The sequence below is a fragment of the Aeromicrobium panaciterrae genome (assembly GCF_031457275.1).
Classification (GTDB): domain Bacteria; phylum Actinomycetota; class Actinomycetes; order Propionibacteriales; family Nocardioidaceae; genus Aeromicrobium; species Aeromicrobium panaciterrae_A.
In genome coordinates this window covers 1,542,273-1,569,107 of sequence record NZ_JAVDWH010000001.1, presented here as the reverse complement: position 1 = coordinate 1,569,107, position 26,835 = coordinate 1,542,273, and the positions used below count along the sequence as shown (strand labels likewise).

27 protein-coding genes are annotated in these 26,835 nt (G+C 64.6%); 1 reads left to right on the top strand and 26 read right to left on the bottom strand.

Annotation, left to right across the window (positions count from 1 at the left end; all coding sequences use genetic code 11):
• Window positions 1–52: 52 nt before the first annotated feature.
• From nusB to J2X11_RS08070, 17 genes are read right to left on the bottom strand one after another with little or no spacing between them, the layout of a single operon-like run.
• The gene (gene nusB, locus J2X11_RS08150) at window positions 53–463 is read right to left on the bottom strand and encodes a transcription antitermination factor NusB (protein WP_309969194.1); all 411 of its coding nucleotides are present in this window, start codon (window positions 461–463) and stop codon (window positions 53–55) included.
• A complete protein-coding gene (gene efp, locus J2X11_RS08145) occupies window positions 463–1,029 on the bottom strand; it encodes an elongation factor P (RefSeq protein ID WP_309972315.1) in 567 nt (188 codons plus the stop codon). The genes nusB and efp overlap by 1 nt, the downstream gene beginning before the upstream one ends.
• On the bottom strand, window positions 1,026–2,093 hold the full coding sequence (locus tag J2X11_RS08140; RefSeq protein WP_309969191.1) for a M24 family metallopeptidase: 1,068 nt from the start codon (window positions 2,091–2,093) through the stop codon (window positions 1,026–1,028). Before J2X11_RS08140 ends, efp begins: the two co-directional genes overlap by 4 nt.
• Window positions 2,090–3,184, bottom strand: coding sequence for a 3-dehydroquinate synthase (gene aroB, locus J2X11_RS08135; RefSeq protein WP_309969188.1), 1,095 nt, complete (start codon window positions 3,182–3,184; stop codon window positions 2,090–2,092). Before aroB ends, J2X11_RS08140 begins: the two co-directional genes overlap by 4 nt.
• Complete coding sequence (locus J2X11_RS08130) at window positions 3,181–3,690, bottom strand: shikimate kinase (RefSeq protein ID WP_309969184.1); 510 nt, start codon at window positions 3,688–3,690, stop codon at window positions 3,181–3,183. Before J2X11_RS08130 ends, aroB begins: the two co-directional genes overlap by 4 nt.
• Window positions 3,687–4,865: a chorismate synthase gene (gene aroC, locus J2X11_RS08125; protein WP_309969180.1), complete on the bottom strand. Its 1,179-nt coding sequence runs from the start codon at window positions 4,863–4,865 to the stop codon at window positions 3,687–3,689. The genes J2X11_RS08130 and aroC overlap by 4 nt, the downstream gene beginning before the upstream one ends.
• Window positions 4,866–4,909: 44 nt before the next feature.
• Complete coding sequence (locus J2X11_RS08120; protein WP_309969177.1) at window positions 4,910–5,593, bottom strand: A24 family peptidase; 684 nt, start codon at window positions 5,591–5,593, stop codon at window positions 4,910–4,912.
• A gap of 10 nt (window positions 5,594–5,603) precedes the next feature.
• On the bottom strand, window positions 5,604–6,401 hold the full coding sequence (locus tag J2X11_RS08115) for a shikimate dehydrogenase (protein WP_309969174.1): 798 nt from the start codon (window positions 6,399–6,401) through the stop codon (window positions 5,604–5,606).
• Complete coding sequence (gene mltG, locus J2X11_RS08110; RefSeq protein ID WP_309969170.1) at window positions 6,401–7,537, bottom strand: endolytic transglycosylase MltG; 1,137 nt, start codon at window positions 7,535–7,537, stop codon at window positions 6,401–6,403. The genes J2X11_RS08115 and mltG overlap by 1 nt, the downstream gene beginning before the upstream one ends.
• Complete coding sequence (ruvX, locus tag J2X11_RS08105; protein WP_309969167.1) at window positions 7,530–8,000, bottom strand: Holliday junction resolvase RuvX; 471 nt, start codon at window positions 7,998–8,000, stop codon at window positions 7,530–7,532. The genes mltG and ruvX overlap by 8 nt, the downstream gene beginning before the upstream one ends.
• Window positions 7,993–10,653: an alanine--tRNA ligase gene (alaS, locus tag J2X11_RS08100; RefSeq protein WP_309969164.1), complete on the bottom strand. Its 2,661-nt coding sequence runs from the start codon at window positions 10,651–10,653 to the stop codon at window positions 7,993–7,995. The genes ruvX and alaS overlap by 8 nt, the downstream gene beginning before the upstream one ends.
• Window positions 10,653–10,925 (bottom strand): DUF6167 family protein, encoded by a 273-nt coding sequence (locus J2X11_RS08095; protein WP_309969161.1) that lies wholly within the window; start codon window positions 10,923–10,925, stop codon window positions 10,653–10,655. Before J2X11_RS08095 ends, alaS begins: the two co-directional genes overlap by 1 nt.
• The gene (locus tag J2X11_RS08090) at window positions 10,922–11,371 is read right to left on the bottom strand and encodes a hypothetical protein (RefSeq protein ID WP_309969158.1); all 450 of its coding nucleotides are present in this window, start codon (window positions 11,369–11,371) and stop codon (window positions 10,922–10,924) included. Before J2X11_RS08090 ends, J2X11_RS08095 begins: the two co-directional genes overlap by 4 nt.
• Window positions 11,372–11,389: 18 nt before the next feature.
• The gene (locus J2X11_RS08085; protein WP_309969155.1) at window positions 11,390–12,745 is read right to left on the bottom strand and encodes a replication-associated recombination protein A; all 1,356 of its coding nucleotides are present in this window, start codon (window positions 12,743–12,745) and stop codon (window positions 11,390–11,392) included.
• A gap of 9 nt (window positions 12,746–12,754) precedes the next feature.
• Window positions 12,755–14,527 carry an aspartate--tRNA ligase gene (aspS, locus tag J2X11_RS08080; protein WP_309969152.1) on the bottom strand — a complete coding sequence of 591 codons (1,773 nt, stop codon included), beginning with the start codon at window positions 14,525–14,527 and terminating at the stop codon, window positions 12,755–12,757.
• Window positions 14,524–15,846 carry a histidine--tRNA ligase gene (gene hisS, locus J2X11_RS08075; protein ID WP_309969149.1) on the bottom strand — a complete coding sequence of 441 codons (1,323 nt, stop codon included), beginning with the start codon at window positions 15,844–15,846 and terminating at the stop codon, window positions 14,524–14,526. Before hisS ends, aspS begins: the two co-directional genes overlap by 4 nt.
• Window positions 15,843–16,553, bottom strand: a complete 711-nt coding sequence (locus tag J2X11_RS08070) for an MBL fold metallo-hydrolase (protein ID WP_309969146.1) — start codon at window positions 16,551–16,553, stop codon at window positions 15,843–15,845. The genes hisS and J2X11_RS08070 overlap by 4 nt, the downstream gene beginning before the upstream one ends.
• Window positions 16,554–16,616: 63 nt before the next feature.
• Here J2X11_RS08070 and J2X11_RS08065 point away from each other — a divergent pair, with 63 nt between their 5' ends.
• A complete protein-coding gene (locus J2X11_RS08065; protein ID WP_309969143.1) occupies window positions 16,617–17,852 on the top strand; it encodes a DUF349 domain-containing protein in 1,236 nt (411 codons plus the stop codon).
• On the opposite strand, the gene J2X11_RS08060 is transcribed toward J2X11_RS08065, so the two are convergent.
• The 9 genes from J2X11_RS08060 to ruvC all read right to left on the bottom strand — a co-directional run bounded on the left by J2X11_RS08060 (window position 17,853) and on the right by ruvC (window position 26,788).
• The gene (locus J2X11_RS08060) at window positions 17,853–20,156 is read right to left on the bottom strand and encodes a RelA/SpoT family protein (protein WP_396127849.1); all 2,304 of its coding nucleotides are present in this window, start codon (window positions 20,154–20,156) and stop codon (window positions 17,853–17,855) included. It abuts the gene before it with no gap.
• Between the two features lie 183 nt (window positions 20,157–20,339).
• Window positions 20,340–20,894, bottom strand: coding sequence for an adenine phosphoribosyltransferase (locus J2X11_RS08055; RefSeq protein ID WP_309969140.1), 555 nt, complete (start codon window positions 20,892–20,894; stop codon window positions 20,340–20,342).
• Window positions 20,891–21,379, bottom strand: a complete 489-nt coding sequence (locus tag J2X11_RS08050) for a hypothetical protein (protein ID WP_309969137.1) — start codon at window positions 21,377–21,379, stop codon at window positions 20,891–20,893. Before J2X11_RS08050 ends, J2X11_RS08055 begins: the two co-directional genes overlap by 4 nt.
• Before the next feature lie 75 nt (window positions 21,380–21,454).
• Entirely contained in the window at window positions 21,455–22,567 is a 1,113-nt protein-coding gene (secF, locus tag J2X11_RS08045; protein ID WP_309969135.1) for a protein translocase subunit SecF, read from the bottom strand.
• Window positions 22,567–24,216, bottom strand: coding sequence for a protein translocase subunit SecD (secD, locus tag J2X11_RS08040; RefSeq protein WP_309969133.1), 1,650 nt, complete (start codon window positions 24,214–24,216; stop codon window positions 22,567–22,569). Before secD ends, secF begins: the two co-directional genes overlap by 1 nt.
• On the bottom strand, window positions 24,216–24,500 hold the full coding sequence (gene yajC, locus J2X11_RS08035) for a preprotein translocase subunit YajC (protein ID WP_309969131.1): 285 nt from the start codon (window positions 24,498–24,500) through the stop codon (window positions 24,216–24,218). The genes secD and yajC overlap by 1 nt, the downstream gene beginning before the upstream one ends.
• 115 nt (window positions 24,501–24,615) lie before the next feature.
• Window positions 24,616–25,671: a Holliday junction branch migration DNA helicase RuvB gene (gene ruvB / locus J2X11_RS08030; protein WP_309969130.1), complete on the bottom strand. Its 1,056-nt coding sequence runs from the start codon at window positions 25,669–25,671 to the stop codon at window positions 24,616–24,618.
• Window positions 25,668–26,252 (bottom strand): Holliday junction branch migration protein RuvA, encoded by a 585-nt coding sequence (ruvA, locus tag J2X11_RS08025; protein WP_309969128.1) that lies wholly within the window; start codon window positions 26,250–26,252, stop codon window positions 25,668–25,670. Before ruvA ends, ruvB begins: the two co-directional genes overlap by 4 nt.
• Window positions 26,249–26,788 (bottom strand): crossover junction endodeoxyribonuclease RuvC, encoded by a 540-nt coding sequence (ruvC, locus tag J2X11_RS08020; protein ID WP_309969125.1) that lies wholly within the window; start codon window positions 26,786–26,788, stop codon window positions 26,249–26,251. Before ruvC ends, ruvA begins: the two co-directional genes overlap by 4 nt.
• Between the last annotated feature and the right edge of the window lie 47 nt (window positions 26,789–26,835).

Below are 26,835 nucleotides of genomic sequence, written 5' to 3'. Positions count from 1 at the left end.
GTCGTAACCCTATCAGCCGATTCGCCGGGCCATGACAGGCTCCGGTGGCGAGTCAGGCAGTCAGAGTGGGCTTGAGCTCGACGATCTTGCTCAGCAAGCCGTTGACGAACGCCGACGACTCATCGGTCGACAGGTCAGCAGCAAGAGCGACCGCTTCGCTCACGGCAACGGCGTCGGGGACGTCGTCGACGTAGAGGATTTCGTACGCACCGATGCGAAGCAGGTTGCGATCAACCGCGGGCATGCGATCGAGCGTCCAGTCGTTCGCGTTCTCGGAGATGATCTCGTCGAGGCGGTCACGATGCAGCACGACGCCCTCGATCAGCGAGATCGCGTAGTCGTTGACTGGGTAGTCAGTTGAGTCTCGACGATCCGCCAGTGTGCCCCCGGGCTCGAGGTTTTGCGCCTCGGACTCAAACAGGATGTCGAGGGCGCGCTTGCGGGATTTCGTACGAGCTGACATCAGCCCTGCACGCGACCGAGGTAGCTGCCGTCGCGGGTGTCGACCTTGATCTTCTCGCCGTTGACGATGAACAGCGGAACCTGGATTTCCTTGCCGGTCTCGAGGCGAGCCGGCTTGGTGCCACCGCTGGAGCGGTCGCCCTGCAGGCCGGGCTCGGTGTACTCGACGAGGAGCTCGACCGATGCCGGGAGCTCGATGTAGAGCGGCACACCTTCGTGCATCGCGACCATCGCGTCCTGGTTGTCGAGCATGTAGTCCTTGGCGTCGCCGACGACCTGCTCGGAGATGCTGACCTGGTCGTACGTCGACTTGTCCATGAAGACGTACGCGTCGCCATCGTGGTACAGGTAGGTGAAGTCGCGCTTGTCGACGTTGGCGGTCTCGATCTTGAGGCCAGCGTTGAACGTCTTGTCGACGGTCTTGCCGCTGAGGACGCTCTTGAGCGTGGTCTTGACCATCGCTCCGCCCTTGCCCGGCTTGTGGTGCTGGAACCAGATGACGGACCACAGCTGGCCGTCGAGGTCGAGGACCATGCCGTTCTTGATGTCGTTCGTGGTGGCCATCAGCCGATCTCCATGAGGTCTTTGGTCATCGTGGTGAGTACCTCGGGGGCTCCCGTGGTCACGAGGACGGTGTCTTCGATTCGCACTCCCCCACGACCCGGAACGTAGATGCCCGGCTCCATCGTGAGGACGGTGCGACTGACCAGTTTACCGGTGTTTCGCGCGGCGATGAACGGGTCCTCGTGTATCTCGAGGCCGACGCCATGTCCGAGCCCTGTCGTGAAGGCGTGGAGCCATCCGGCAGCGTCCAACGAGGCCCTCGCGGCGTCGTCTGAGTCGGACACTTTTGCGCCTTCTCGGAAGTGATCCAGTCCTGCCGCCTGCGAGGCCTGGACAGCGCCGTAGATCTCGCGCTGCCAGTCGTCAGCCTTGCCGATGACGACCGTACGAGTGCAGTCGGCGTGATAGCCGGCAACCCGAGCGCCGAAGTCTGCCTTCATGAACTCGCCCGAGCCGAGTACTCGGTCAGTAGGGCTGTGGTGCGGGATCGCTGAGTTTTCGCCGGTCGCGAGGATCGTTTCGAAGGCGATCGCCTCGGCGCCGAGATCGAGCATGCGGTTCTCGAGGTCGCGAGCGATCTCACGCTCCGTACGACCGACCAGTGGTCCGGCGAGCAGACCATCGAGCGCCTCGGTCGAGATGCGACATGCCGCACGCAGGCGGTCGATCTCTTCTTCGTCCTTGACGAGTCTGAGTTCCTCAACGACTCGCCCGGCTGGCGCCAGCGTGGCGCCGGGCGCCAGCGAGGTGAGGTTGGCGTGTCCATCGACGCTGAGCGTGTGGGTCTCCACTCCCCAGGTCCCCGAGCCCATACGCGGCGACGCTGCGCCCGCGAGGTCCCGGTCGATGACGTGCTCGACGTCGGGCAGCTCCTTGGCTGCCTGGTCGCGGTAGCGACCGTCGGTGAAGAAAACCGGCGCGCCTTCGCGCGGGACCAGCAATGCGCCGTTGGAGCCGGTGAAACCCGTCAGATAGCGGACATTGACCAGCGTGGTGACGAAGAGGCCGTCGAGTCCACGGTCGCCGAGTGCCGCAACCAGCCGTTCGCGACGATCAGCGGTTGTCATTCCGAGATGGCCCGGTAGGCGTCGAAGATCAACGACTCGTCAGGGCCAGCGAGAATCACTGGCGATGCGAGCCCATCCAGGACGACGAAGCGCAGCTGATCGCCACGGGTCTTCTTGTCGACGCGCATCGTCGCCGACAGCGCTTCCCAAATGCCCGGTCGGTACGTCGTCGGCAATCCGAGTGTCGTCAGGATCGAGCGGTGACGTGCCAACAGTTCGTCGTCGATGAGGCCCGAACGGTGTGCGATCTCGGCGACGTAGACCATACCGATCGAGATGGCCTCGCCATGACGGATGCGGTAGCCCTCAAAGCGTTCGACTGCGTGACCGAAGGTGTGCCCATAGTTGAGCGCTTCGCGACCGATCTCGGCTCCACCTGCTGTCTCGCGCAGGTCACCAGCGACGGCGCGCGCCTTGACGGCGATGCCCTTGGTGATGAGCTCGGCAACGATCGGCGAGGTCGCGTCGGAGACGGCTTCAGGAGCGGCTTCGATCAGCTCAAGGATCGTCGGATCGGCGATGAACCCGCACTTCACGATCTCGGCAAGACCGCTGCGCAGCTCGGCGGCGGGCAGCGAGCCCAGGACATCGAGATCGCAGAGCACGCCGGCTGGCTCGTGGAACGCGCCAACGAGGTTCTTGCCTTCTGGGGTGTTGATGCCGGTCTTGCCACCAACGGCAGCGTCGACCATGCCGAGCACTGTCGTCGGCACGTTGACGAACCGCACGCCGCGCAGCCAGCTCGCAGCCACGAAGCCAGCGAGGTCAGTGGTGGCGCCGCCACCAAGGCCGACGATGACATCCGAACGGGTGAAGCCGAGTTCGCCGAGAACCTTCCAGCAGAACGAGAGAACGTCGGCCGTCTTGGCCTGCTCGCTGTCCGGCACCTCGATGAGGTGAACGTCGAGTGAGTCCGCAACGAGCGGCTTGCGCAGCTGCTCGGCCTGCTCGCGCATCGCTGGTGCGTGGATGATCGCGACACGGAGTACGCCCCGTCCGTAACCGATGAGCCCGCGGAGCTCCTCGTGAACGCCATTGCCGATCACCACGTCGTACGGGTGGTCAGTGGGCACGGTGAGCCGCGTCGTCATCGGTCGTCCTCGATCAGTGCGATCGCCTGGTCGGCGACCTGGGTGGCGTCGAGATCGTCTGTCTCGATCGTGAACCGTGCGACGTCGCGGTAAAGCACACGTCGCTGGTCAAGCAAGTTTTTGAGCTGCGTACGTACGTTGCCGAGCAGCAGCGGGCGACCTGAGTTCATACCGACGCGTCGGATGGCGGCTGCGAGCCCGACGTCGAGGAAGATCACCCGATGGCCGGCCAACGCGGCGCGGCTGGCGGGACTGAGGACAGCTCCCCCGCCCAGGCTCACGACACCGTCGTGTTCGGCCAGCGCAGAAGCGACGGCCTTCTCCTCGAGCACACGGAAGTGCGCCTCGCCTTGGTCGATGAAGATGTCTTGGACGCTGACGCCTTCGCCAGCCTCGACGTCCTGATCGGTGTCACGTACGTCGACGCCGAGGCGTTGACCGACGATCTCCGCCACGGTGCTCTTGCCAGCTCCGGGCGGTCCGACGAATACGGCGACCGGGCTCAACGGTGCCTCAGGTTGGCGAGGTAGCCCTCGACGTTGCGCTTGGTCTCCTCGACTGCGTCGCCACCGAACTTCTCGATGATCGCGTCGGCGACAACCAGCGCAACCATTGCTTCGGCGACGATGCCGGCCGCCGGAACAGCGCACACGTCCGAACGCTGGTGGTGGGCGCGCGCTTCTTCGCCGGTCTCGACGTCGATCGTGCGCAGGGCCTTGGGGACTGTCGCGATGGGCTTCATCGCAGCGCGTACGCGGAGGATCTCGCCCGTCGTCATACCGCCCTCGGTGCCACCTGCGCGGCCCGAGACGCGGCGGATGCCTTCGTCGGTAGGAACGATTTCGTCGTGTGCGAGCGAGCCGCGTGTGCGAGCGAGCTCGAAGCCGTCGCCGAGCTCAACGCCCTTGATGGCCTGAATGCCCATGAGAGCCGCTGCCAAACGGCCATCAAGCCGCTTGTCCCAATGGGTGTGCGATCCGAGTCCCGGAGGCAGACCTTCGACGATCACCTCGACGACGCCACCCAGGGTGTCGCCGTCCTTGTGGGCTGCATCGATCTCGGCAACCATCGCGTCGCTCGTCGCAGGGTCGAAGCAACGTACGGGGTCGGCGTCGAGCGATTCGACGTCGCTGTGGCTCGGGATCACGCCGGCGGGCGCGCGTACGGTGCCGAGCTCGACGACATGCGACACGATCTTGGCGCCGGTGGTCTGCTCGATGAACTGCGCGGCAATCTCGCCCAGGGCGACTCGTGCAGCGGTCTCGCGGGCACTGGCGCGCTCAAGAATGGGGCGGGCTTCGTCGAAGCCGTACTTCTGCATACCGGCGAGGTCTGCGTGGCCCGGGCGCGGGCGGGTCAGCGGCGCATTGCGCTTGAGCCCGTCGAGGATCTCGGAGTCGACCGGATCGGCCGACATGACCTGCTCCCATTTGGGCCATTCGCTGTTGCCGATACGCAGGGCGATCGGGCTGCCCATCGTCACGCCGTGACGGATGCCGCCCACCAGCTCGAGCTCATCGGCCTCGAACGCCATACGGGCGCCGCGGCCGTGGCCCAACCGGCGACGAGCAAGCGCCGCCTGGATGTCCTTGCTGGTGACCTCCACCCCTGCGGGCAGACCTTCGAGCACAGCCACCAACGCGGGGCCGTGCGATTCACCAGCTGTGAGCCAACGGAGCATGTCGACAATTCTCCCACGCCCCACCTGCAACGAACGTCAGGCATTCAAACCGGGTAAATCAAGGAACCCCACGCGGCGCCGATCACGGCTCCGGCAACCATGTAGGGACCGAATGCGTAGCCCCTCGCGTCGACAATCTTGAGCCGAGACAGGATGACGCCGAACACTGCGCCGAGGATGAAACCCGAGTACATACCGACGAAAACAGCACTCCCGCCAAGAGCTCCGAGGGCAAGCGCGAGGACTCCCGACAGCCGTACGTCGCCATAGCCGAATGCGCCGCCGAAGAACCGGCCGCCGATCCAATAGAGGACCCGAAAGATCACGTAGACGACGATGTTGGCGACGAGGGCTCGGGTGAACACCTCTGATTCCTTCAAGAGCAACGCACCCAGGCCGACAAGAAGCAGAGTCGCGAGATAGGCCGGGGCGACGATCACAAACGGCAGCAGCTTGGTGCGCCAGTCGATGTAGGTCAGCCACGATCCGACGCCAGCAATCAACACCCAGACCGGCACGAGCTCGGGTCGATCGATCCGCCAGGCGACGAGACCAGCCATCAGCGCCGCAGCAATGGCGAGACCGACGGACAGTCCTCGCGCATCGGCCAGCTGGGCGTACGGAACCTTGTCCTCGGCGGGCTCCTCCGGCTCCGGTATGCGACGAAGCACCCAAGGGCCGGCCGCGCCGAGCATGGCGGCAGCGAAGGCAGCGAGAGCGATGGTCACGCTCGGAACACTAGCGAGAGCCGAGCTCACCCAACGCTGCTTCGCGCAGCAGCTGTGGATCGACCGAATCCCCGGTCATCAATTCGACCTGAAGCGCGGCCTGATGCGCGAGCAGGTCGATTCCGGTGACGTGCGGCAGATCCGCTTCGACCGCGACCTCGATGAGGTGGGACGGCCACGGGTCGTACACGACGTCGAACACAGCGCGCGATGCTGCGACGAGCTCATGAACCTGTCCGTTGGCGACGTCAGCCGGGACTGTGGAAACCAGCAGGTCGACGCGATCGAGCAGCGGTTCGTCGAGCTTGCGTGCGGATGCGGCCATGCCTGCCGTCGTGGCGATGTCGACTGCGGCAGCGGCTCGAGCCGGATCCCGTACGACGAACTCGACCTGTGTCACCCCGATCGTCGAGAGCGCGTACGCAACCGACGCGGCTGTGGCGCCACCGCCGAGGATGCGAGCCGTCATCAGGTTGGTGATGCCTCGTTCGGCCAGCGCTGAGACTGCGCCGGGGACGTCGGTGTTGTAGGTGCTCGGCATGCCGTCATCGATCACGACGGTGTTGACCACTCCCAGGGGCGGTCCCCCGTCCGGCTCGACGAGCTCGGCGAGGCGCCTCTTGAGCGGCGCCGTGACCGACAGCCCCCGAACATCATCGCCAAGCGAGCTCAGGAACTCCTGCAGACCGTCCTCTTCAACGAGCACGGCTTCATAGGTCCAGTCGAGACCCAGTTCCGCGTACGCAGCGCGGTGCATTGCCGGCGACAGCGAGTGGGCTATCGGCGACCCGATGACGGCGCAACGCATCAGCAGATGTCGTCGGTGTCTTTGGAGCTACGGCACCACTCGCGCAACCGCTCGGCCGCCCGTTCGTGGTCGGCGAGGTTGTTGCTGAAGACCGTGGTGTTGTTTTCGTAGTCCGGCACGAAGTAGAGCCAGTCGCCGTCTGCCGGGTTGAGGACCGCTTCGATGGTCTTCTTGCCAGCAGCACCGATGGGTCCAGGTGGCAGGCCTTGGTGCTCGTACGTGTTGTACTCCGACGGGTTGTCGCGCTGCTCAGGAGTCGTCCATACGTCGCCGGTGATGCCGTTGGCGTACGCGACAGTCGCATCGGACTGGAGCGCAATGCCCTGGTCAAGACGATTGAGGAACACACGAGCGACCTTCGGGTAGTCCTCGTCGCGGTTGGCTTCGTACTCGAGGATGCTGGCCAGCGTCATGACCTCGACCGGTGTCATGCCGATCGCGTCGGCGCGGGACGCGAGATCAAGCTCCTTCTCGACGTCGACCGTCTTCTTGACCATCTGCTTGAGCAAGCTGGTCGCGGTCGACCCGGGCGGCACTTCGTACGTCGCTGGGTAGAGGAAGCCCTCGGGGTTGTTGTTGGCTTCTGCGGGCAGACCAAGCGACTGAGGCTTGTCGAGGGCTGCTTCGACGTTCTTCTTCGAGATGTCGGTGCTCTTGGCGATGATCGTGATGATCGTCGTGACGCGCGCACCTTCAGGGATCGTGACCTTGCCTTCGACCCGGTTGTTGCGGTCTGTGAGCTCACGCATGGCCCACTCAGCGGACATGTGCTTGCGGAGCTTGAAGAAGCCGGCCTGAACGGCCTGGAAGCGGGAGTCGTTGAGGCTCAACTGGTAGAACGCCTCAGCGCTCTTGACCACATCGGCTTCTTTGAGAATGTTGGCGATCTGCTGGCCGTTTGCGCCGCTGGGGATCTCGACGACAACGCTGCCGGTGCCCTGGCCGGGGTAATCGGCGGGACCACCGAAGAAATCCATCGCCTTGCCGGCGACCTTGTAACCACCGAACAGAACAGCAAGAAGGACCAGCAGCGTGACGATGCGACGCCCCCAAGGCTTCCTGGGGGGTGCCGCAGCGCGGCGCCGGCCGGGGCCAGACGGTCCGCCGGTCATCATGTCCAGTCCGCCGTCAGCCATGCGTCCTCACTAGTGTCTCGCCGGGCGCAGACCCTCGGGTCCGCTCGGAATCCAGTGCCGTCTGGAGAATCACGGTGGCAGCTGCCTGGTCGATGACTTTCCTCCTCGAGCTTCCGGATCGTCCACGTTCTCTGAGCAGACTCTCCGCAGTCATCGTAGACATCCTCTCGTCAAAGAGCCGGATGGACACTGGGGCGATCGCTTCGAGAAGTTCGGCGCAGAACGCCCTGACCTTCAGCGCCGCCGGGCCTTCCAGGCCCGACAATCCGATCGGCATACCGACAACGCACTCGATCGCGTCGTACTCGTGGACGAGCTCTGCGAGCCGCCCAATCGCATCAGGACCGGCGGCAACTGTTTCGACAGGCGTCGCGAGCATTCCGTCGGGGTCACAGACGGCAACGCCGATCCGCACGTCTCCGACATCGATGCCGATGCGCCGTCCGCGGCGGAACTCAGGCACCTAGGGCGCCCTCAACGGCTGCCAGGGCCGCGGGGATAGCCGACACGTCTGTGCCGCCACCCTGTGCGACATCGGCCTTGCCGCCGCCCCGTCCGCCGAGCTTCTCGCCGACCAGTCCGACGAACGTGTTGGCGCTGAGCCCCTTGGCCTGCGCGGCCTCGTTGAGCGCAACTACCGTCGACGGCTTGTCATCGGCAGTACCGATCACGACGACCACAGCCGGCTTGTCCTTGGGCATGCGTCCGCGAATGTCGAGGGCGAGCGTACGGACGTCGCCGCCGTTGGCTCCCTCAGCGCGGTGGCCGACGTACGCGACGCCGTTGACGTCCTTGGCGGCCGAGGCGATGTCACCTGCGGCACCGAGCAGCTGGGCTGCCTTGGCGCTCTCGACAGCCTTCTCAGCGGTCTTGAGTCGCTCGAGAAGGTCCTGGACGCGACCTGGCACTTCGCCGGGCTGAGCCTTGAGGATGTCGGTCAGCTGGCGTACGACGTCACGCTCGCGGGCGAGGTAGTCGAAGCCTTCGATGCCGGTCAGCGCCTCAATGCGACGGTTGCCTGCTCCGACGGATCCGTCGGAGGTGATGACGACCGTGCCGATCTGCGACGAACGATCGACGTGCGTGCCACCGCAGAGCTCACGCGACCAAGGGCCGCCGATCTCGACGACGCGGACGTCCTCGCCGTACGTCTCGCCGAACAGCGCGAGAGCACCGAAGTCACGAGCCTCCTGCAGCGACATGGTCTGAGCCGTGACGGGCAGATCTGCACGCAGAGCGCGGTTGGAAGCCTCTTCGACACCGTGCAGCTGATCGGGCGACAGTGCGCCGCTCCAGCCGTAGTCGAGTCGCAGGTAGCCGGGCCTGTTGTACGAACCAGCCTGGAGAGCCGTGGGGCCAAGCACCTCGCGAAGCGCAGCGTGCACGACGTGCGTACCGGAGTGCGCCTGACGCGCGCCGAGACGCCACTCAGGATCAACAGCAGCTTCAACGTTCTGGTCGCGCGTCAGCTCACCTTCGAGCACGCGGACCTGGTGAACGACGAGACCTCGTACGGGACGCTGAACGTCGAGCACCTCAGCGCGACCGCCATCCCACGTGATGTGTCCGGCGTCGGCGCTCTGGCCACCCGACTCGGCGTAGAACGGGGTCCGATCGAGAACGACTTCGCCGACCGTGCCGGCAGAGATCGCAGGTACGTCGACGCCTTCGGCGAGCAGCGCGAGAACGCGCGACTCTGTGGTCAGCGTCGAGTAGGCCAGCCACTCGGTCGGGCCACCGGCGTCGAGTGTCGAGCGGTAGATCGAGGTGTCGGCGTGGGCACCCTTCTTGGACTTTGCATCGGCCTTGGCTCGGGCGCGCTGCTCAGTCATGAGTGCGCGGAAGCCATCTTCATCGACGGTCAGGCCCTGCTCCGCGGCCATTTCGAGGGTCAGGTCGATCGGGAATCCGTACGTGTCGTGCAGTGCGAAAGCCTGGTCGCCGGGCAGCGAGCTGCCTCCGGTGTTCTTGATCGCCGAGGCAGCCGACTCAAAGATCTGGGTGCCCTTGCCGAGCGTCTGTCGGAAAGCATCCTCTTCGGCGTACGCAATCTTCTCGATGCGTGGGAAGTCGGCCTCCAGCTCGGGGTACGACGCCTTCATGCGGTCGAGGCTGACCGGGAGGAGCTGCGGCAACGCCGGGTCTTCATAACCGAGCAGGCGCATCGAGCGCACAGCACGACGGAGCAGACGACGCAGCACGTAGCCGCGTGCCTCGTTGCCCGGAGTCACGCCATCGCCCATCAGCATCAGGCCGCTACGCACGTGGTCAGCGATCACGCGGAAACGTACGTCGTCGATTGGGTCAGCGCCGTACTTGCGGCCGGTGATCTCCGAAGCCTTCTCAATGACCGGGAAGACCTCGTCGATCTCGTACATGTTGGTCTTGCCCTGCAGGAGGTAGGCGACCCGCTCAAGGCCCATACCGGTGTCGATGTTCTCCTGTGGGAGCGGACCAACGACGTCGAACTTGTCCTTGGCTGTGACGTTGGTGATCTCTTCCTGCATGAACACGAGGTTCCAGATCTCCAGGAAGCGGTCCTCGTCGACGATGGGTCCGCCGTCGGGGCCGAACTCGGGACCGCGGTCGATGTAGATCTCGCTGGCCGGACCGCCGGGACCGGGTACGCCCATCTGCCAGTAGTTGTCGAGCAAACCGCGGCTCTGGATGCGTTCGTCGGGCAGGCCGGCAATGTCCTTCCAGAGCTGGCGTGCTTCGTCATCGGAGTGCAGCACCGTGACCCAAACTTTGTCGGGATCGAAGCCAAAGCCACCGTCGTCGACCGAGCCGGTGATCAGTGTCCAGGCGAACTCGATCGCGCCGGCCTTGAAGTAGTCGCCGAACGAGAAATTGCCGCACATCTGAAAGAACGTGCCGTGACGAGTCGTCTTGCCGACCTCTTCGATGTCACCGGTACGCACGCACTTCTGCACGCTGACGGCGCGGTCCCACAGCGGAGTCTCCTGGCCCAAGAAGTAGGGCTTGAACGGCACCATGCCGGCGTTGACGAACAGCAGGTTGGGGTCGTCGAACAGCAAAGGGGCAGAGGGCACCGCGGTGTGTCCGGCGTTCTCGAAGTGCGCGAGGAATCGTCGGCGAATCTCAGCGGTCAACATCAGGGGTGGTCCTTCTCAGCAAGTTCAGGGTGGTGAGTATCAAGACTCAAGTGGTCAAGGTTGGGGGTGCCGGACAACTCGTGTGCGACTTCTCGCTCACGAGTCTCCATGCCGTCACGCAGTTCGGAGCGGAAGGCTCGCCATCCGAGCCCGAGGGCCGCGGACTGATCGACGAGGCCAGGCATGGAGAGCCGGTATGCGGCTCGTTTGGCCTTGGCTGCCGCGTAGACCCCGGCTGCCGACCCGGCGACGAACCAGACCATGCGCCTCATGAGCCGATCCAACTGTCTGCGGTGGCGGAGGGTGTTGCCGCTCGGGCGGCTCGGCGGCCGGCCTGCAGGCGCTCACGACGGCGGCGGCGATATTCGCGCCGCATCATCCCGAGGATTCGATCGCGGCTCTCTGGTCGCAGCGCATATGCGACACCCCGCGTGAATACGGACAGACGTACACCAGGTCGGCCGAGTGCAGTCGCGACAACCTGCTGCTGTGTCGGCGGCACGATCAGGCGGCCTTCGACGACGCGCGGTGCCAACGAAGCGGGCAGGTGCGTGACGACCGGTGTGGGCCGTTCGACCAGCGCAATCTCGTGGGAGACCGGGGTCTGGGTCGGCGTCTGACGCAGCGTGCGGACCGCGCGTACGGAGATGGCGGCAGCGCACAGCGCGACCACGGCCAACACCGCGGTCGACACGAGGATCACGAGCTCCGCCGACATGCTGACGAGCCTATCGCGTCACCGTTCGCGCAGAATGGCGCGGATTCGAGCCAGACGTTCAGCGATCGCCGCCTCAGCGCCATGCTGGCCGGGCTCGTAGTAGATCGCTCCATCAACGTCGTCGGGTGCGTACTGCTGACCGACGACTCCGCGGGGGTCACTGTGGGCGTAGAGGTAGTCGTGTCCGTGGCCGAGCTTCTTGGCGCCGGAGTAGTGCGCATCGCGCAACGCGGGCGGCACAGTGCCGACCTTGCCAGCTCGTACGTCCGCGAGCGCCGAATCGATCGCGCGGATGACTGCGTTGGACTTCGGGGCCGTCGCGAGAGCGATAACTGCCTGTGCCAAGACGAGACGCGCCTCAGGGAATCCGATCATCGCGACGGCCTCAGCAGCCGCGACGGCGGTCTGCAGCGCCGATGGATCCGCCATGCCGATGTCCTCGCTGGCCAGGATCATGAGTCGGCGGGCGATGAAGCGCGAGTCCTCCCCCGCCTCGATCATCCGAGCCAGGTAGTGGAGCGACGCGTCGACGTCGGAGCCGCGTATGGACTTGATGAACGCGCTGGTGACGTCGTAGTGCTGATCGCCTTGCCGGTCGTAGCGAACGGCCGCCTTGTCGACAGCGAGTGCAGCGTCATCGACACTGATCGCCTTCTTGCCCTGGGTTGTCGCGGCACCTGCAGCGGCCTCGAGGTAGGTCAGTGCCCTGCGGCCGTCGCCACCGGCAAGGCGTACGAGGTGGTCTTTGGCGTCATCGTCGAGCGTGACGGTGCCGTTGAGTCCGCGCTCATCGGTGAGCGCGCGATCAATCAGCACCGAAATGTCGTCATCGGTCAGGCTCTCAAGCGTCAGGAGAAGCGAGCGGCTGAGCAGCGGCGAGATGACGCTGAAATGCGGGTTCTCGGTAGTCGCAGCGACGAGTGACACCCAGCGGTTCTCGACGCCAGGCAGCAGCGCATCTTGTTGCGACTTGCTGAAGCGATGGACTTCGTCGACGAACAGGACCGTCTCGACGCCACTGTTGGCCAGCGCACGCCGAGCACCCGCGATGACCTCACGTACTTCCTTGACGCCAGCAGACACCGCCGACACCTCGACGAACCGGCGCTCGGTATGCGCGCTCAGCAACGAGGCGATCGTGGTCTTGCCGGTACCGGGAGGACCCCACAGCAGGATCGTCAGCGGCTTGTTGTCGTCGATCATCTGCCGCAACGGCGAGCCCGGTGCCAGCAAGTGCTCCTGGCCGACCAGCTCGTCGAGCGACGTCGGGCGCATGCGTACGGCCAACGGCGCCGACGACGAGTTGTTGCCGCTCAAACTGCCCGAAGGCAGAGGGACAGGCGCATCCGGAATCTCGAACAGCCCGTCAGTCATGCAGCGACCCTACGACTCGGTGCCGACCTTCTTGGGCTCCGGCTTGAAGTCGACGCCCGTCTCCTTGCGCTGATCAGGCGTAATAGCCGCCGGAGCACCGGTCAGCGGGTCGTAGCCGCCGCCTGACTTCGGGAACGCGATGACCTCGCGGATCGAGTCCATGCCGGCGAGCATCGCGCTGATGCGGTCCATGCCGACGGCAATGCCACCGTGCGGCGGAGCGCCGAACGTGAACGCGTCCAGGAGGAAGCCGAACTTCTCCTGCGCCTCGTCCTCTTCGATGCCCATGATCTTGAAGACGCGCTTCTGGATGTCCTCGCGGTGAATACGGATCGAGCCACCACCGAGCTCAACTCCGTTGCAGACGATGTCGTACGCCCACGCCAGCGCATTGCCGGGATCGGTGTCGAAGGTCTCGATGTCCTGGGGCGAGGTGAAGGCGTGGTGCACAGCGGTCCAGGCGCCAGCGCCGACGGCGACGTCACCCGATGCGACAGCGTCGCTGGCCGGCTCGAACAGTGGGGCGTCGACGACCCAGAGGAACTCCCAGGCGGATTCATCGATCAGTCCGCCGCGGCGACCGATCTCGAGGCGAGCCGCACCGAGCAGAGCCCGGGTCGACTTCGTGGCACCCGCGGCGAAGAAGACACAGTCACCAGCCTTGGCACCAACGTGCTCGACGATGCCTGCACGTTCTTCCTCGGAGAGGTTCTTGGCGACGGGCCCGCCGAGTTCGCCGTCTTCCTGCACCAGGACGTACGCGAGGCCCCTGGCGCCGCGCTGCTTGGCCCACTCTTGCCACGCGTCGAGCTGCTTGCGGGGCTGCGAAGCGCCACCAGGCATGACGACTGCACCGACGTACTCAGCCTGGAACACCCGGAACGGGGTGTCCTTGAAGAAGTCCGTGCACTCGACGAGCTCCTGACCCATACGAAGGTCGGGCTTGTCGGAACCGAAGCGACGCATCGCCTCCGCGTAGGTCATGTGCGGGATCGGCGTCGGGATGTCGTAGCCGATCAGCTTCCACATCTCGACGAGGATCTTTTCCATCAGCGCGAGGATGTCGGCCTGCTCGACGAAGCTCATCTCGATGTCGAGCTGGGTGAACTCTGGCTGACGGTCGGCACGGAAGTCTTCATCGCGGTAGCAGCGCGCGATTTGGTAGTAGCGCTCCATGCCGGCGACCATCAGCAGCTGCTTGAACAGCTGCGGGCTCTGCGGGAGGGCGTACCAGCTGCTCGGCGCCAGACGAGCTGGCACGAGGAAGTCGCGGGCACCTTCGGGCGTGGAGCGCGTCAGTGTCGGCGTCTCGATCTCGACGAAGTCCTGCTGCCCGAGCACCGTACGAGCTGCGGCGTTGATCTTGCTGCGGAGGCGGAGTGCCTTGGCCGGAGCTTCGCGACGCAGGTCGAGGTAGCGGTACTTCAGACGTACTTCCTCGCCGACCTCAACGTGCTCGTCGATCGGGAACGGCAGCGGTGCGGACGTGCTCAGGATCTCGACGTCATCGGCGATGACTTCGATCTCACCAGTGGGGATGTTGGTGTTCTCGTTGCCGGCGGGGCGCTGCTGCACGGTGCCGACAACCTTGAGCACGAACTCGGCACGCAGCTGGTGCGCGACCTCTTCGCGTACGACGACCTGGACGACGCCCGAGGCCTCGCGGAGGTCGATGAACGCCACGCCGCCGTGATCGCGTCGACGTGCGACCCAACCGGCGAGGGTGACCTGTTGGCCGATGTGCTCGGCGCGCAGGCTTCCGGCGTCGTGGGTGCGGATCACGTGACTTGCTCCTTGATTCGGGGTTTCAGGTCTTCAGCTGGGGGGTTCCAGGTCGCAGGGTCAGCATCGACCTGGTCGCCAGTGCGGATGTCGCGTACGCGATCGCCGTCATCGCCGTTGGCGGGGAACCACACATACGGGATGCCGCGACGCTCGGCGTAGCGGATCTGCTTGCCGAACTTCTGCGGTGAGGCCGCGATCTCAGTCGGTATGCCACGGGCACGCAGCGCTGCGGCCACGGCAAGGCTCGCCGGGCGGGACTCCTCGTCCGTGAGTGCGACGAGTACGGCGCTGGGTACCGAGCGGTCAGCGGTCAGTCCGCCGGCGACGAGAGGTACGAGCAGGCGCGAGACGCCGAGCGAGATGCCAACGCCTGGGTAGGTGTTCTTGCCGTCGCTGGCGAGCTGGTCATAGCGGCCGCCCGAGCAGATCGAGCCGAGCTGTTCGTGGCCCTCCATGCGGGTCTCGAACACGGTGCCTGTGTAGTAGTCGAGGCCACGGGCGATGCGAAGGTCGGCGACGACCTCGACTCCGTCGGCACCCGAGGCGCCGGTGACAACCTGCAGCAGCTCGTCGAGACCTTCGTCAAGCAGCGGGTGTTCGACGCCGAGTGCGCGTACGGCATCGACGAACGAACCATCGGAGCTGCGGATCTCAGCGAGAGCGAGGCACTGCTTGGCTTGCTCGGCGGTGAGGCCAGCATCGGATTGCAGCAACGCAGCGATCTTGTCTGCCGGCACCTTGTCGAGCTTGTCGACGATCGGCATCACCGTCGTCGGCTCGGCAATGCCGAGACCGAGGTAGAAGCCTTCGAGGATCTTGCGGTTGCTGACCTGCAAGGTCAGGGCAGGCACGGGCAGGCCCGAGAGCGCCTCGGCCATGACCTGGGCGATCTCCACGTCGAAGTGGAACGCCAACTCGTCCTTGGCGACGATGTCGATGTCGGCCTGAGTGAACTCGCGGTAGCGGCCATTCTGCGGTCGCTCGCCACGCCATACCTTCTGGATTTGGTAGCGGCGGAACGGGAAGTCGAGCTTGCCGGCGTTCTCAAGCACGTAGCGCGCGAACGGCACCGTCAGGTCGAAGTGCAGAGCAAGACCGGAGTCGCTGTCGCCCTCGCCCGCCTGGAGGCGACGCAGGACGTAGACCTCCTTGTCGATCTCGCCCTTGCGGAGCAGGGTGTCCATCGGCTCGGCGGCACGTGTCTCGATCGAGGCGAAGCCGTGCAGCTCAAACACCTCACGGAGGTGGTCGAGGACGATCAGCTCGACATTGCGGTCGGCTGGCAGAAACTCGGGAAACCCACTCAGTCCGCTCATGCTGTGCCATCGATCGGGGCAAGCTCAGCCAAGAAGGGGTTGGTGACGCGCTCGCGCGCGACCGAGGTCTGTGGACCATGGCCCGGCAGCACGACGACATCGTCGGGCAGTGGCAGCACGCGGTCGCGCAGGCTGTCCTGCATCTGCGCGTGGGATCCGCCAGCGAGGTCCGTACGACCGATCGAGCCCTGGAACAGGAAGTCACCGGAGAACATCACCTGTGAGATGGCTTCAGGTCCGTCCCAGTCGACGCGGTAGAACACTGTGCCCGGCGTGTGGCCCGGTACGTGGTCAACCGTGAACACGAGTCCGTCGATGTCGATCGTCGCGCCATCAACGGCATCGCGTACGTCCGCAGGCTCAGCGAATTCGGGCAGGTCGCCCATGTTGAGTTGCTGGCGAAGCATCGCCGCCGACTCCCCCGAGATCGCCGCCATGGGGTCGCTCAACAGGTGACGGTCGGACGGGTGAATCCATACGGGGCAGTCGAACTCGGCCGCTACGTCTTGGGCGCACCACATGTGGTCGAAGTGACCGTGGGTCACCAGAACGGCACCCGGAGTCACGTTGAGTTCCTTGATCACGAGGCGCAGGTCATCCATCGCGTCCATGCCGGGGTCAACGACCGCACACTTGGTGCCCGGACCACGCGCAGCGACATAGCAATTCGCCTGCAGCGGACCGGCCGGAAATGACGTGAGAAGCACGTGCGACAGGGTACGCGAGGCGGGCGGTACGCGGCGACGCTGGCTCGCCCTAGACTGTCGCCCATGAGTTCTGCGCCAACGCATCCCTGGGGTCGCGTCGACGATGAAGGCAATGTCTACGTACGCACCGCTGACGGTGAACGACTGATCGGCCAGTGGCCGGGCGGCGACCCCACTGAGGCGATGGCGTTGTACGTCACCCGATTCGAAGGACTCGAGGTCGAGGTTGACCTCCTGGAGAAGCGACTCGAGGGCGGCACGCTCTCCCCAGACGACGCTGCCAAGGCCGTCACCAAGGTGCGCGCGCAGGTCACCGATGCTCAGGCGCTGGGAGATCTCGACGGGCTCCTCAAGCGACTCGATGCCCTCCAGCCCTCAATCGACAAGCTCCGCGAGGAGCGCAAGGTTGCCCGCGTCGCCAAGGTTGCCGAAGCACAGGTCGAGAAGACCCGCATCGTAGAAGAAGCCGAGAAGATCGCCACCGGCAACGACTGGAAGGCTGGCGCGGATCGCCTGCGCGCCCTTCTGGACGAATGGAAGGTGCTCCCCCGGCTCAGCAAGTCCGCCGATGACGAACTCTGGCACCGCTTCTCCTCAGCCCGTACGTCCTACACGCGCCGCCGCAAGACTCATTTCGGTGAGCAGACTGTCCTTCGCGATGCCGCTCAGGCCAAGAAGGAGCAGCTCATCAAGGAGGCCGAGGCGCTGTCCGCCTCGACCGAATGGGGTGTGACGGCTGGCAAGTACCGCGATCTGATGACGGAGTGGAAGAAGGCCGGTTCGGCCCCCCGCAATGTCGAGGACAAGCTTTGGAAGAAGTTCCGCGCCGCTCAAGATGCGTTCTTCACGGCCCGCGACGAGGCCAATGCGCTTTTGGATGCCGAGTACGAAGTCAACGCCGAGAAAAAGCTCGTCATCCTCGCCGAGGCCGAGAAGCTTCTTCCGATCAAGGACCCCGACGCCGCTCGCAAGGCATGGCTCGACATCGCTGATCGCTGGGAAGCCGCTGGCAAGGTGCCTCGCGCCAAGATGAACGAGTTCGAGTCCAAGATCCGCAAGGTCGAGGAAGCCGTACGTGATGCCACCGAGAACAAGTGGAAGCGCACTGACCCCGAGAAGTCAGCACGCGCCGACGACATGATCACGAAGCTCGAGAAGGCCATCGAAGACGCCAAGGCAGAGATCTCCAAGGCCGAGGCCGCTGGCGACGCCAAGAAGGTCAAGGCCGCGAAGGAGAACCTCGCCTCGCGCGAGTCGTTCCTCGAAATGGCACAGAAGGCCCAAGCCGACTTCAGCTAGTTACTGCGTGAGTCGGTAGACGTCGAAGACACCTTCGACCTTGCGTACGGCCGACAGCACGTGTCCGAGATGCTTCGGATCGGCCATCTCAAAGGTGAACTTCGACTTGGCGACGCGATCGCGACCTGTCGACAACGCCGCCGACAAGATGTTGACGTGCTGGTCTGAGATGACGCGGGTGATGTCGCTGAGCAGGTGCGGGCGGTCGAGCCCCTCGACCTGAACCGCCACGAGGAACGTGCTCTTGCCGGTCGGGGCCCAGTGCACCTTGACCAGGCGCTCGGGCTGGTTTCGCAGCTCCAGCAGGTTGACGCAGTCCGTACGGTGCACGGACACCCCTGCGCCACGGGTGACGAAGCCTTCGATCGTGTCGCCAGGCACGGGAGTGCAACACCGCGCCAGCTTGATCAGCACGTCGCCGTCGAGTCCCTCGACGAGTACGCCTGCATCACGGCTGATCGTCTTGATCTTGGTGCCGATGCCAGGCATCGATGTCGCTTCGGCCAGGTCTTCCTCAGCGCCCTCACGCCCACCGGCGAGGTCGATGACCCGCTCGACGACGTTCTGAGCACCGGCGTTGCCTTCGCCGACTGCTGCATAGAGACCGGAAATGTCGGCGAGGTTGAGTTCCTTCGCAACGGCATCAAGCGTTTCATGCTTGAACAGCCGGTGTATCGGAAGACCTTCCTTGCGCATCTGCTTGGCGATCTGGTCCTTGCCGCGCTCGATCGCCTCTTCGCGGCGCTCCTTGGTGAACCACTGACGGATCTTGTTCTTGGCTCGCGGGCTGACGACGAAGTCGAGCCAGTCGCGGCTCGGACCGGCGTCGGGCGACTTGGACGTGAAGATCTCGACGACGTCGCCGCTCTCAAGCTCAGACTCGAGTGACACGAGTCGACCGTTGACGCGAGCACCGATGGTGGCATGCCCGACCTCGGTGTGCACGGCGTACGCGAAGTCGATGGGCGTCGCCTTGGCCGGGAGCTGGATCAGGTCGCCACGTGGCGTGTACGCGTAGACGCCGGCGTTGGTCATCTCGAAGCGCAGCGAGTCCAGGAAGTCGACCGAGTCCTCAGTCTCGGACTGCCAGTCGAGCAGCTCTCGCAGCCACAGCATGTCATTGCTGTCAGGAGCCTTCTCGCCGGTCTTGGAGATCGCGACAGCGTCTTCCTTGTACTTCCAGTGCGCCGCGACACCGTACTCGGCGCGACGGTGCATCGCGTTCGTACGAATCTGCAGCTCGACTGCTTTGCCCTGCGGACCGATCACTGTGGTGTGCAGCGACTGGTACATGTTGAACTTCGGGACCGAGATGTAGTCCTTGAACCGTCCCGGGATCGGGTTCCAGCGGGCGTGCAGCACGCCAAGCACGCCGTAACAGTCGGCCACTGAGTCCACGAGGATACGTACGCCGACGAGGTCGAAGATGTCGGCGAACTCGCGGCCACCAACCAGCATCTTCTGATAGATCGAGTAGTAGTGCTTGGGCCGGCTAGAGACCTTGGCTTTGAGCTTCACGTGGCGCAGGTCGGACTCGACGTCGCCGACGACCCGCTCCAGGAATTCCTCGCGGGATGGTGCACGATCGGCGACCAGTCTCACGATCTCGTCGTAGACCTTGGGGTGCAGGGTCGCGAACGCGAGGTCTTCCAGCTCCCACTTGATCGTATTCATACCGAGTCGGTGGGCCAGCGGCGCGAAGATCTCGATCGTCTCGCGGGCGATGCGCTCCTGCTTGTCCTGGCGGAGGTAGCGCAGCGTGCGCATGTTGTGCAGGCGGTCGGCAAGCTTGATGACGAGGACGCGGATGTCGCGGCTCATCGCCACAACCATCTTGCGGATCGTTTCGGACTGCGCCGAGTCGCCGTACTTGACCTTGTCGAGCTTGGTCACGCCATCGACGAGCCGAACGACCTCGTCGCCGAAGTCCTTGCGGAGCTCCTCGAGCGTGTACTCCGTGTCCTCGACCGTGTCATGCAGCAGTGCAGCGCACAGGGTCGGTGCCGTCATGCCCAACTCGGCAAGGATCGCGGCTACGGCCAGCGGGTGCGTGATGTAGGGATCGCCGCTCTTGCGTTTCTGTCCCTCATGCATCCGCTCGGCGATGTCATACGCCTTCTGGATCGAGGCGACATCACCCTTGGGATGGGTGTTGCGATAGACCTTCAGCAGCGGGTCGAGTACGGGATCGGGCGAGCCGGACTTGCCGCCGATGCGGGAGAGCCGGTTGCGTACGCGCGCAGACGTAGGAGCCGAGTCTGTGTTCTTCGACCCGGCCGGTGGCGCCTCGACGCGATCAGCCACGAACCCTCCTCACTGGCACAGAAACACTGTGTCTATCCATGGTAGGCCAGCGGGGGAAGCCGAGGTCAGGACAACATGCCCTCGACGAGCGTGGCTGCTGTCACGAGTACGAGCACTGCGACCAGCGCGAATGCCACGATGCGTACCTGACGGGGGTTCATGGTTCTCGATTCTGTGGGGAGCTCAGTACGTACGCAAGGCGCTGCCGCCAACAGGGTGCAGCTTCTCTTGCCCGCCGAGAGCTTGGATTTCGATCAGGACGATGTTGCCAGCCACCTGCGCGCCAGCCTGCTGGACGAGGTCGGCGGCGGCGAGCATCGTCCCACCGGTCGCGAGGACGTCGTCGACGACCAGCACGCGATCACCGGGCTGGAGGGCATCACGATGCATCTCGAGCTCTGCGGAGCCGTACTCCAGGTCGTATGACGTCGTGAACGACGTGGACGGCAGCTTGCCTGCCTTGCGAATCGGGACGAATCCGGCGTTCAGCTCCAGCGCAATCGCTGGAGCGAAGATGAATCCGCGTGCCTCAATGCCGAGAACGGCATCGATGGGACCGGTCGTACGCGCAACATCGACGAGTGCGTCGACAACGAGACGCAGTGCCTCAGGATCCGCCAGCAGCGGCGTGATGTCGCGGAAGGTCACCCCCGGCACCGGCCAGTCCTCGATCGGTCGCACAAGGCGATCGATCAGGGCACTGACCGGTGCTGGAGCTGAATCTGTTGCTGAGTTCACCCAGTCGGGTCGTTGAGGTCGACCTTGCACACGCCCTTGGCGTGGACTTCGATCGCCTTGGACGCCTTCTCGAAGTCGGCGCTGCTCAGCTTCTGGAACTCGGATGCGAGACCCGTCAGCTTGGAGACGTCGACGCCCTCGGGAATCTTGCCCGACTGCAGATCGGCAAAGTCTTCGATCTTGATGCCAGCTTCGCTCAGTGCCGTCTCAACAGTGGTGATGGCACCGTCGAGGGTCTTCCAGTCGTCCTTGATGTCGCCTGGAGCCTCGTCGGCCAGCTTGTGGAATGTCGCGAACGCGTCACCGATCGATGCAGTGTCGCCCGACTCGAGGTCGCCGAAGGTCGCGGCCGCAGTCTTGATGTCCTTGCAGTAGTCGCTGCCACTGCCGCCGGAGCCGCCGGAGCCGCCACCGTCGCCGCCGCCACATGCGGTGAGGACACCGCCGAGGAGTACGGCGCTCGCAATCGCCAGGGGGATCTTCATGTGGTGCCCTCCATCACGCAGCGCCATTCGGTGGGCACCGCTTTGGTGCCCAAGCATGCCACGCCACAGCGGGGTTCAGGAACCGCCCTTGCCCCGTTGTGAGCGTGGTTTGCGAGATGGTTGCGAACGCTTGGCCGCGCCTGACGGTGCGGCAAGGCGCTTCGGCTGAGGAGCCACGGCTACCGCCACAGGACCATCGGCCTCTTTCTCCCTGCGACCGAGGACTTTTGCGGTGTGCGCCTTGATCGCGGGCTCGCGATCCTTGAGCTGCACCGCCAGCGGCGTCGCGATGAAGATCGACGAGTACGTACCGGCGAGCATGCCGACGAACAGCGCCAACGCGAGGTCCTTCAGCGGGCCTGTGCCGAGCACGGCCACACCGACGATCAGCAGAGCAGCAACAGGCAAAAGCGCGGTGATCGATGTGTTGATCGACCGGACGAGCGTCTGGTTGAGCGCCAGGTTGGCCTGCTGTGCATACGTACGTGTTGTCGACTTGAGGATGCCCTTGGTGTTCTCGCGCACTTTGTCGAACACGACGACAGTGTCGTAGAGCGAGAAGCCGAGAATCGTCAACAGACCGGTGACCGTTGCAGGGGTCACCTCGAAGCCAGTCCACGCATAGACGCCGACGGTGATCACGAGGTCGTGAGCGAGCGCCACGATTCCTGCAACCGACATTCGCCACTCGCGGAAGTAGGCCCAGATGAAGATCACCACGAGCACGAGGAACACGAGCAAACCGGTCAACGCCTTGTTGGCGACCTGTTTTCCGTAGGTCGGCCCGATCAGGTTCTGACTGACCTCGGTGGCACCGCCCTCGAGCAGCGATTCCTTGATCTTGGTGGTCTGGTCCTGGGTGAGCGGCTTGGTCTGGATGCGGATGAGCTCCGCTCCACCGCCGCCTGACGTTGTGACGGTCGGGTCGCCGGCCTCCGGAACAGCAGCCTCCTCGACGGCTGTACGCATGGCGTCAGCCGTCTTGGAGTCAGCCTTCTGGACTGTTGCCGTGAACTCAACGCCGCCCTTGAACTCGACGCCGTAGTTGAAGCCGCGGGCGATGAGTCCCGCCGCGGCAGCAACCATGATGATCGCCGAAACGGTGTACCAGAGCTTGCGACGGCCGACGAAGTCGAATGAGATCCGACCTTCGTACAGGTGCTGTCCGAATGTGCTGATCTTGCCCATCAGTTGGCCTTTCCAGCGGTGCTGGTCGTTCGGGCCAGCTCGCTGACCTTGCGACCCGAGATGCCGAGGTGTGCTGCGTCAAGGCCGGAGAGCTTGTGACCCTGGCCGAAGAACTTGGTGCGCGCGAGCAATGTCACGAGCGGCTTGGTGAACAGGAACACCACGAAGATGTCGATGACCGTGGTCAGACCCAAAGCGAACGCGAAGCCGCGGACGACGCCGATCGCGAAGATGAACAACACCAGTGCGGCGAGGATCGACACACCGTCGGCGGCCAGGATCGTGGCACGCGCGCGTACCCAACCGGCTTCGACAGCGAGACGAAGTGACTTGCCTTCTCGGACTTCGTCTCGGATGCGTTCGAAGAACACGATGAACGAGTCCGCCGTGATGCCGATCGCCACGATGAGTCCAGCGATTCCGGGCAATGTCAGCGTGAAGCCGACTGCCTTGCCCAAGATGAGCACTGAGGCGTACGTGATGATTGCGGAGACGAGCAACGATCCGATCGCCACGATTCCGAGTCCCCGGTAGTAGAACAGCAGGAACAGGACGACGAGGATCATGCCGACGAGTCCGGCGATGAGTCCGGCATGGAGCTGGCTGCCGGCGAGCGACGGGCCCTCTTCCGAGACGCCGTTGACGCCAAACGTCAGCGGGAGCGCACCATACTTGAGCTGGTTGGCAAGGTCCTTGGAGCTTGCCGAGGTGAAGTTGCCCGAGATCTGCGACCTACCGTCAGTGCTGTGGAACTGCGAGGTGGGCGCGCTGAGGGTCACGCCATCAAGGACGATCGCGAACCGGCTGCCAGCCTCATTGCCTGCCTGAGTCTGCTGGAACAGCGCGTCAGTGATCTTGTCGAACGCATCCTTGCCCTGGCCCTTGAGCGCGAGCGCAACGACCCACTCGACGTTCTGCTGCGACGGAGGCACGGCGTCGGCGCTCTTGATCTGGGTTCCCTCGATGACGGTGGGGCTGAGCAACTGCACCTCACCGGACGAGGTGTCACAGGTGACGAGTGGCTTGTCGGACACGTCGTTGACCTGAAGGTCCTTCGTGCAGATAAATCCGGCGAGGACCTTCTGCAGCGAGGTGACGCCCTTCTGGAATTCCTTGGGCAGCGTTGCGACGCCTTCGGTCTCAGCCTTGATCAGCTGATCGAGCGAAAGCTTCGTCCAATCGAGGTCGTCGACGATCTTCTGATCTTTGGTCGTGTCGGTCGGCGATGCTGCGCTCTGACCTGTGGCCCACACCAGTCGGAACCGCAGCTGAGCGGTCTTGCCGACCTGGTCGACGATGTTGGCGCGCTGCTGACCGGGGATTTCGACGATGATCTGGTTGCCACCCTGAGTGGTGACCTCAGCCTCCGTGACGCCTGTGCCGTTGACGCGCTGGTCAACGATGTCGCGAGCCTGCTTCAGCTTGTCTGGGGTGACCTTGCCACCTTCGGCCTTGGCCTCGAAAGTGATGCGGGTGCCGCCCTGAAGGTCGAGTCCGAGCTTCGGCTTCCACGCGCTGTCATCGCCCTTCTTGCCGTTCGCGTCGATCAGCGCGACGAGGCCGAACATTGCGACCACTGCCGCGAGGAACAGGGTCAGCGTGCGCTTGGGGCGGGGCAGATTGGCGCTTCGCGTCTTCGGTGCGGCCATCAGTCGTCGGAGCCAGCGGTGGGCGCGGCCGGGATGACCCGAGCGACGGCCTGACGGTCGACGGTAACCACGGTCTCGGGCGCGATGCGCAGCTCGAGCGTCGTGTCGCCAATCGAGGAAATCTCACCGTAGATGCCGCTGGCAAGCATGATCTCGTCTCCTACGGAGAGCTCACTCTGCGTCTTCAGGAACGCACGCTGACGGGCGCGAGCCGGACGAATGATCAGCAGCCAGAAGATGAGGACCAGGAACAGCAGGGGCAAAAAGTCGACCCAGTTGGACACGAGAGTGCTCCAGTACGAGTGTTGTGGGAACCGTCGGAGACGGTCAGGCCTGAAGGGCCAACGGGTAGTTTAGCCGGGCGACCGAGCCAGCTTGACCAGGCTCGGATTTGACCGGCTATTCGACGTCGAGCGGGAGCTGGGCGGCCGAAGCTGGTGCCACCAAGCCAAGGTGACGCCAAGCGGCGGCAGTGGCGACGCGGCCTCGCGGCGTACGCGCAAGGAACCCGAGACGTACGAGGAATGGCTCGGCAAGCTCCTCGACGGTCTCGCGTTCTTCGCCGACTGCGACCGCGAGGGTTTGTACGCCGACGGGCCCTCCGCCGAAGCTCCTGCAGAGCGCGCCCAGAACTGCGCGGTCGAGGCGGTCGAGACCAAGCTCGTCGACTTCATACAGAGCCAAAGCATCGCGTGCCACGTCATGGTTGATGACTCCCCCGGCACGCACTTCGGCGAAATCGCGTACGCGGCGAAGCAGGCGGTTGGCGATACGCGGGGTGCCACGCGAGCGGGAGGCAATCTCGCGACCGCCGTCTTCGGTCACCTCGAGATCGAGGAGTCCAGCCGAACGATCGACGATGCGGTGCAGCTCGGCGGTGTCGTAGTAGTCGAGCTGAGCCGTGAAGCCGAACCGGTCACGCAACGGGCTGGGCAGCAAGCCAGCCCGTGTCGTGGCACCGACCACCGTGAACGGTGGAATTTCGAGTGGGATTGCTGTGGCGCCAGGACCCTTGCCTACGATCACGTCGACGCGGAAGTCCTCCATCGCCATGTAGAGCAGCTCTTCGGCCGGGCGCGACATGCGGTGAATCTCGTCGATGAAGAGCACATCGCCTTCGTTGACACCCGAAAGGATTGCCGCCAGGTCACCAGCATGCTGAATCGCCGGGCCGCTGGTGATGCGCAGGGGTGCGCTGAGCTGGTGAGCGATGATCATCGCGATGGTCGTCTTGCCGAGTCCGGGAGGGCCCGAGAGCAGGACGTGGTCGGGAGTACGTCCGCGGGCGACTGCCGCTTCGAGCATCAGCGAGAGCTGCTCGCGTACGCGCTCCTGGCCAATCAGCTCCTCGAGGGTCCGAGGACGGAGTGCGGCCTCGAAGGCGCGTTCCTCCGGCCCAGCATCGGCGACAATCGCCTCGAAGCCGTCGTCTGAGTCGAACTCTGTTTCGTTCATCGGTCCCTCGCCAACGTACGGAGTGCTTCGCGCAGAACGACTGAGACGTCCGGGTCATCGCCTTGTTCTGCTGCGACCTTCTCGAGGGCGGCATCTGCATCACGGGCCGACCAACCGAGCCCGAGCAAGGCTTCGTGCACCTGGTCACGCCATTGCGGCTGGCCTGCGACGACCTTGCTGGTGACCCCGACACGATCCTTGAGCTCAACCACGATGCGCTCGGCTCCCTTGCGGCCAATACCGGGCACCATCGTGAGGGTCGCGAGATCACCTTGCCCGATGGCGCGACGCAGGCGATCGGGATCGAGGACGGCGAGCATGGCTTGTGCGACCTTCGGTCCGACACCGCTGGCGGTCTGCACGAGCTCGAACATGTCGCGCTCGTCCGTGTCGGCGAAGCCGTAGAGCGTCATCGAGTCCTCGCGAACCACCATCGAGGTGGAAAGCTGAGCCTCTTGGCCGATCCGCAGCTGAGCGATCGTGCCGGGCGAGCACATGATCTGCATGCCGACTCCCCCGACGTCGATGACGGCGGAAGTCAGAGTGACGGCGGCGACGGGGCCGCGGACGTGGGCGATCATCGGGCAGCCTTGCCGGAGGCGAGCAATTTGTTCTGCGCTATTGCGTCCTGGAGTCTGTTTTGCGCTCCCCCGCGCCAGATCTGGCAGATGGCGAGCGCGAGTGCATCTGCGGCGTCAGCGGGCTTGGGCGCTTCGGTCAGTCGCAGCAGCCGCGTGACCATCTGAGTCACCTGCGGCTTGTCAGCGCGGCCACTTCCGGTCACTGAGGCTTTGACCTCGCTCGGAGTGTGGAGCTGAACCGGGATGTCGTGGCGTGCAGCGACCAGCATTGCGATGCCGCTGGCCTGAGCTGTGCCCATGACGGTGCGAACATTGTGCTGGCTGAAGACTCGCTCGACGGCGACGATGTCGGGCTGGTGCTTGAGGATGCTCGCCTCGATGCCCTGCTCCAACAGGTGCAGGCGTCGGGAGGTGTCCATGTCCGGCGGTGTGCGGTAGACACCGACGTCGACCATGGTCAGCGCGCGTCCGACGGACCCGTCAACGACTCCGAAGCCGCAGCGAGTCAGGCCTGGGTCGATGCCGATCACCCTCAACGGACACACCTCGCAACCGAACGCATGTTCGACAGCCTAGTCGCGCT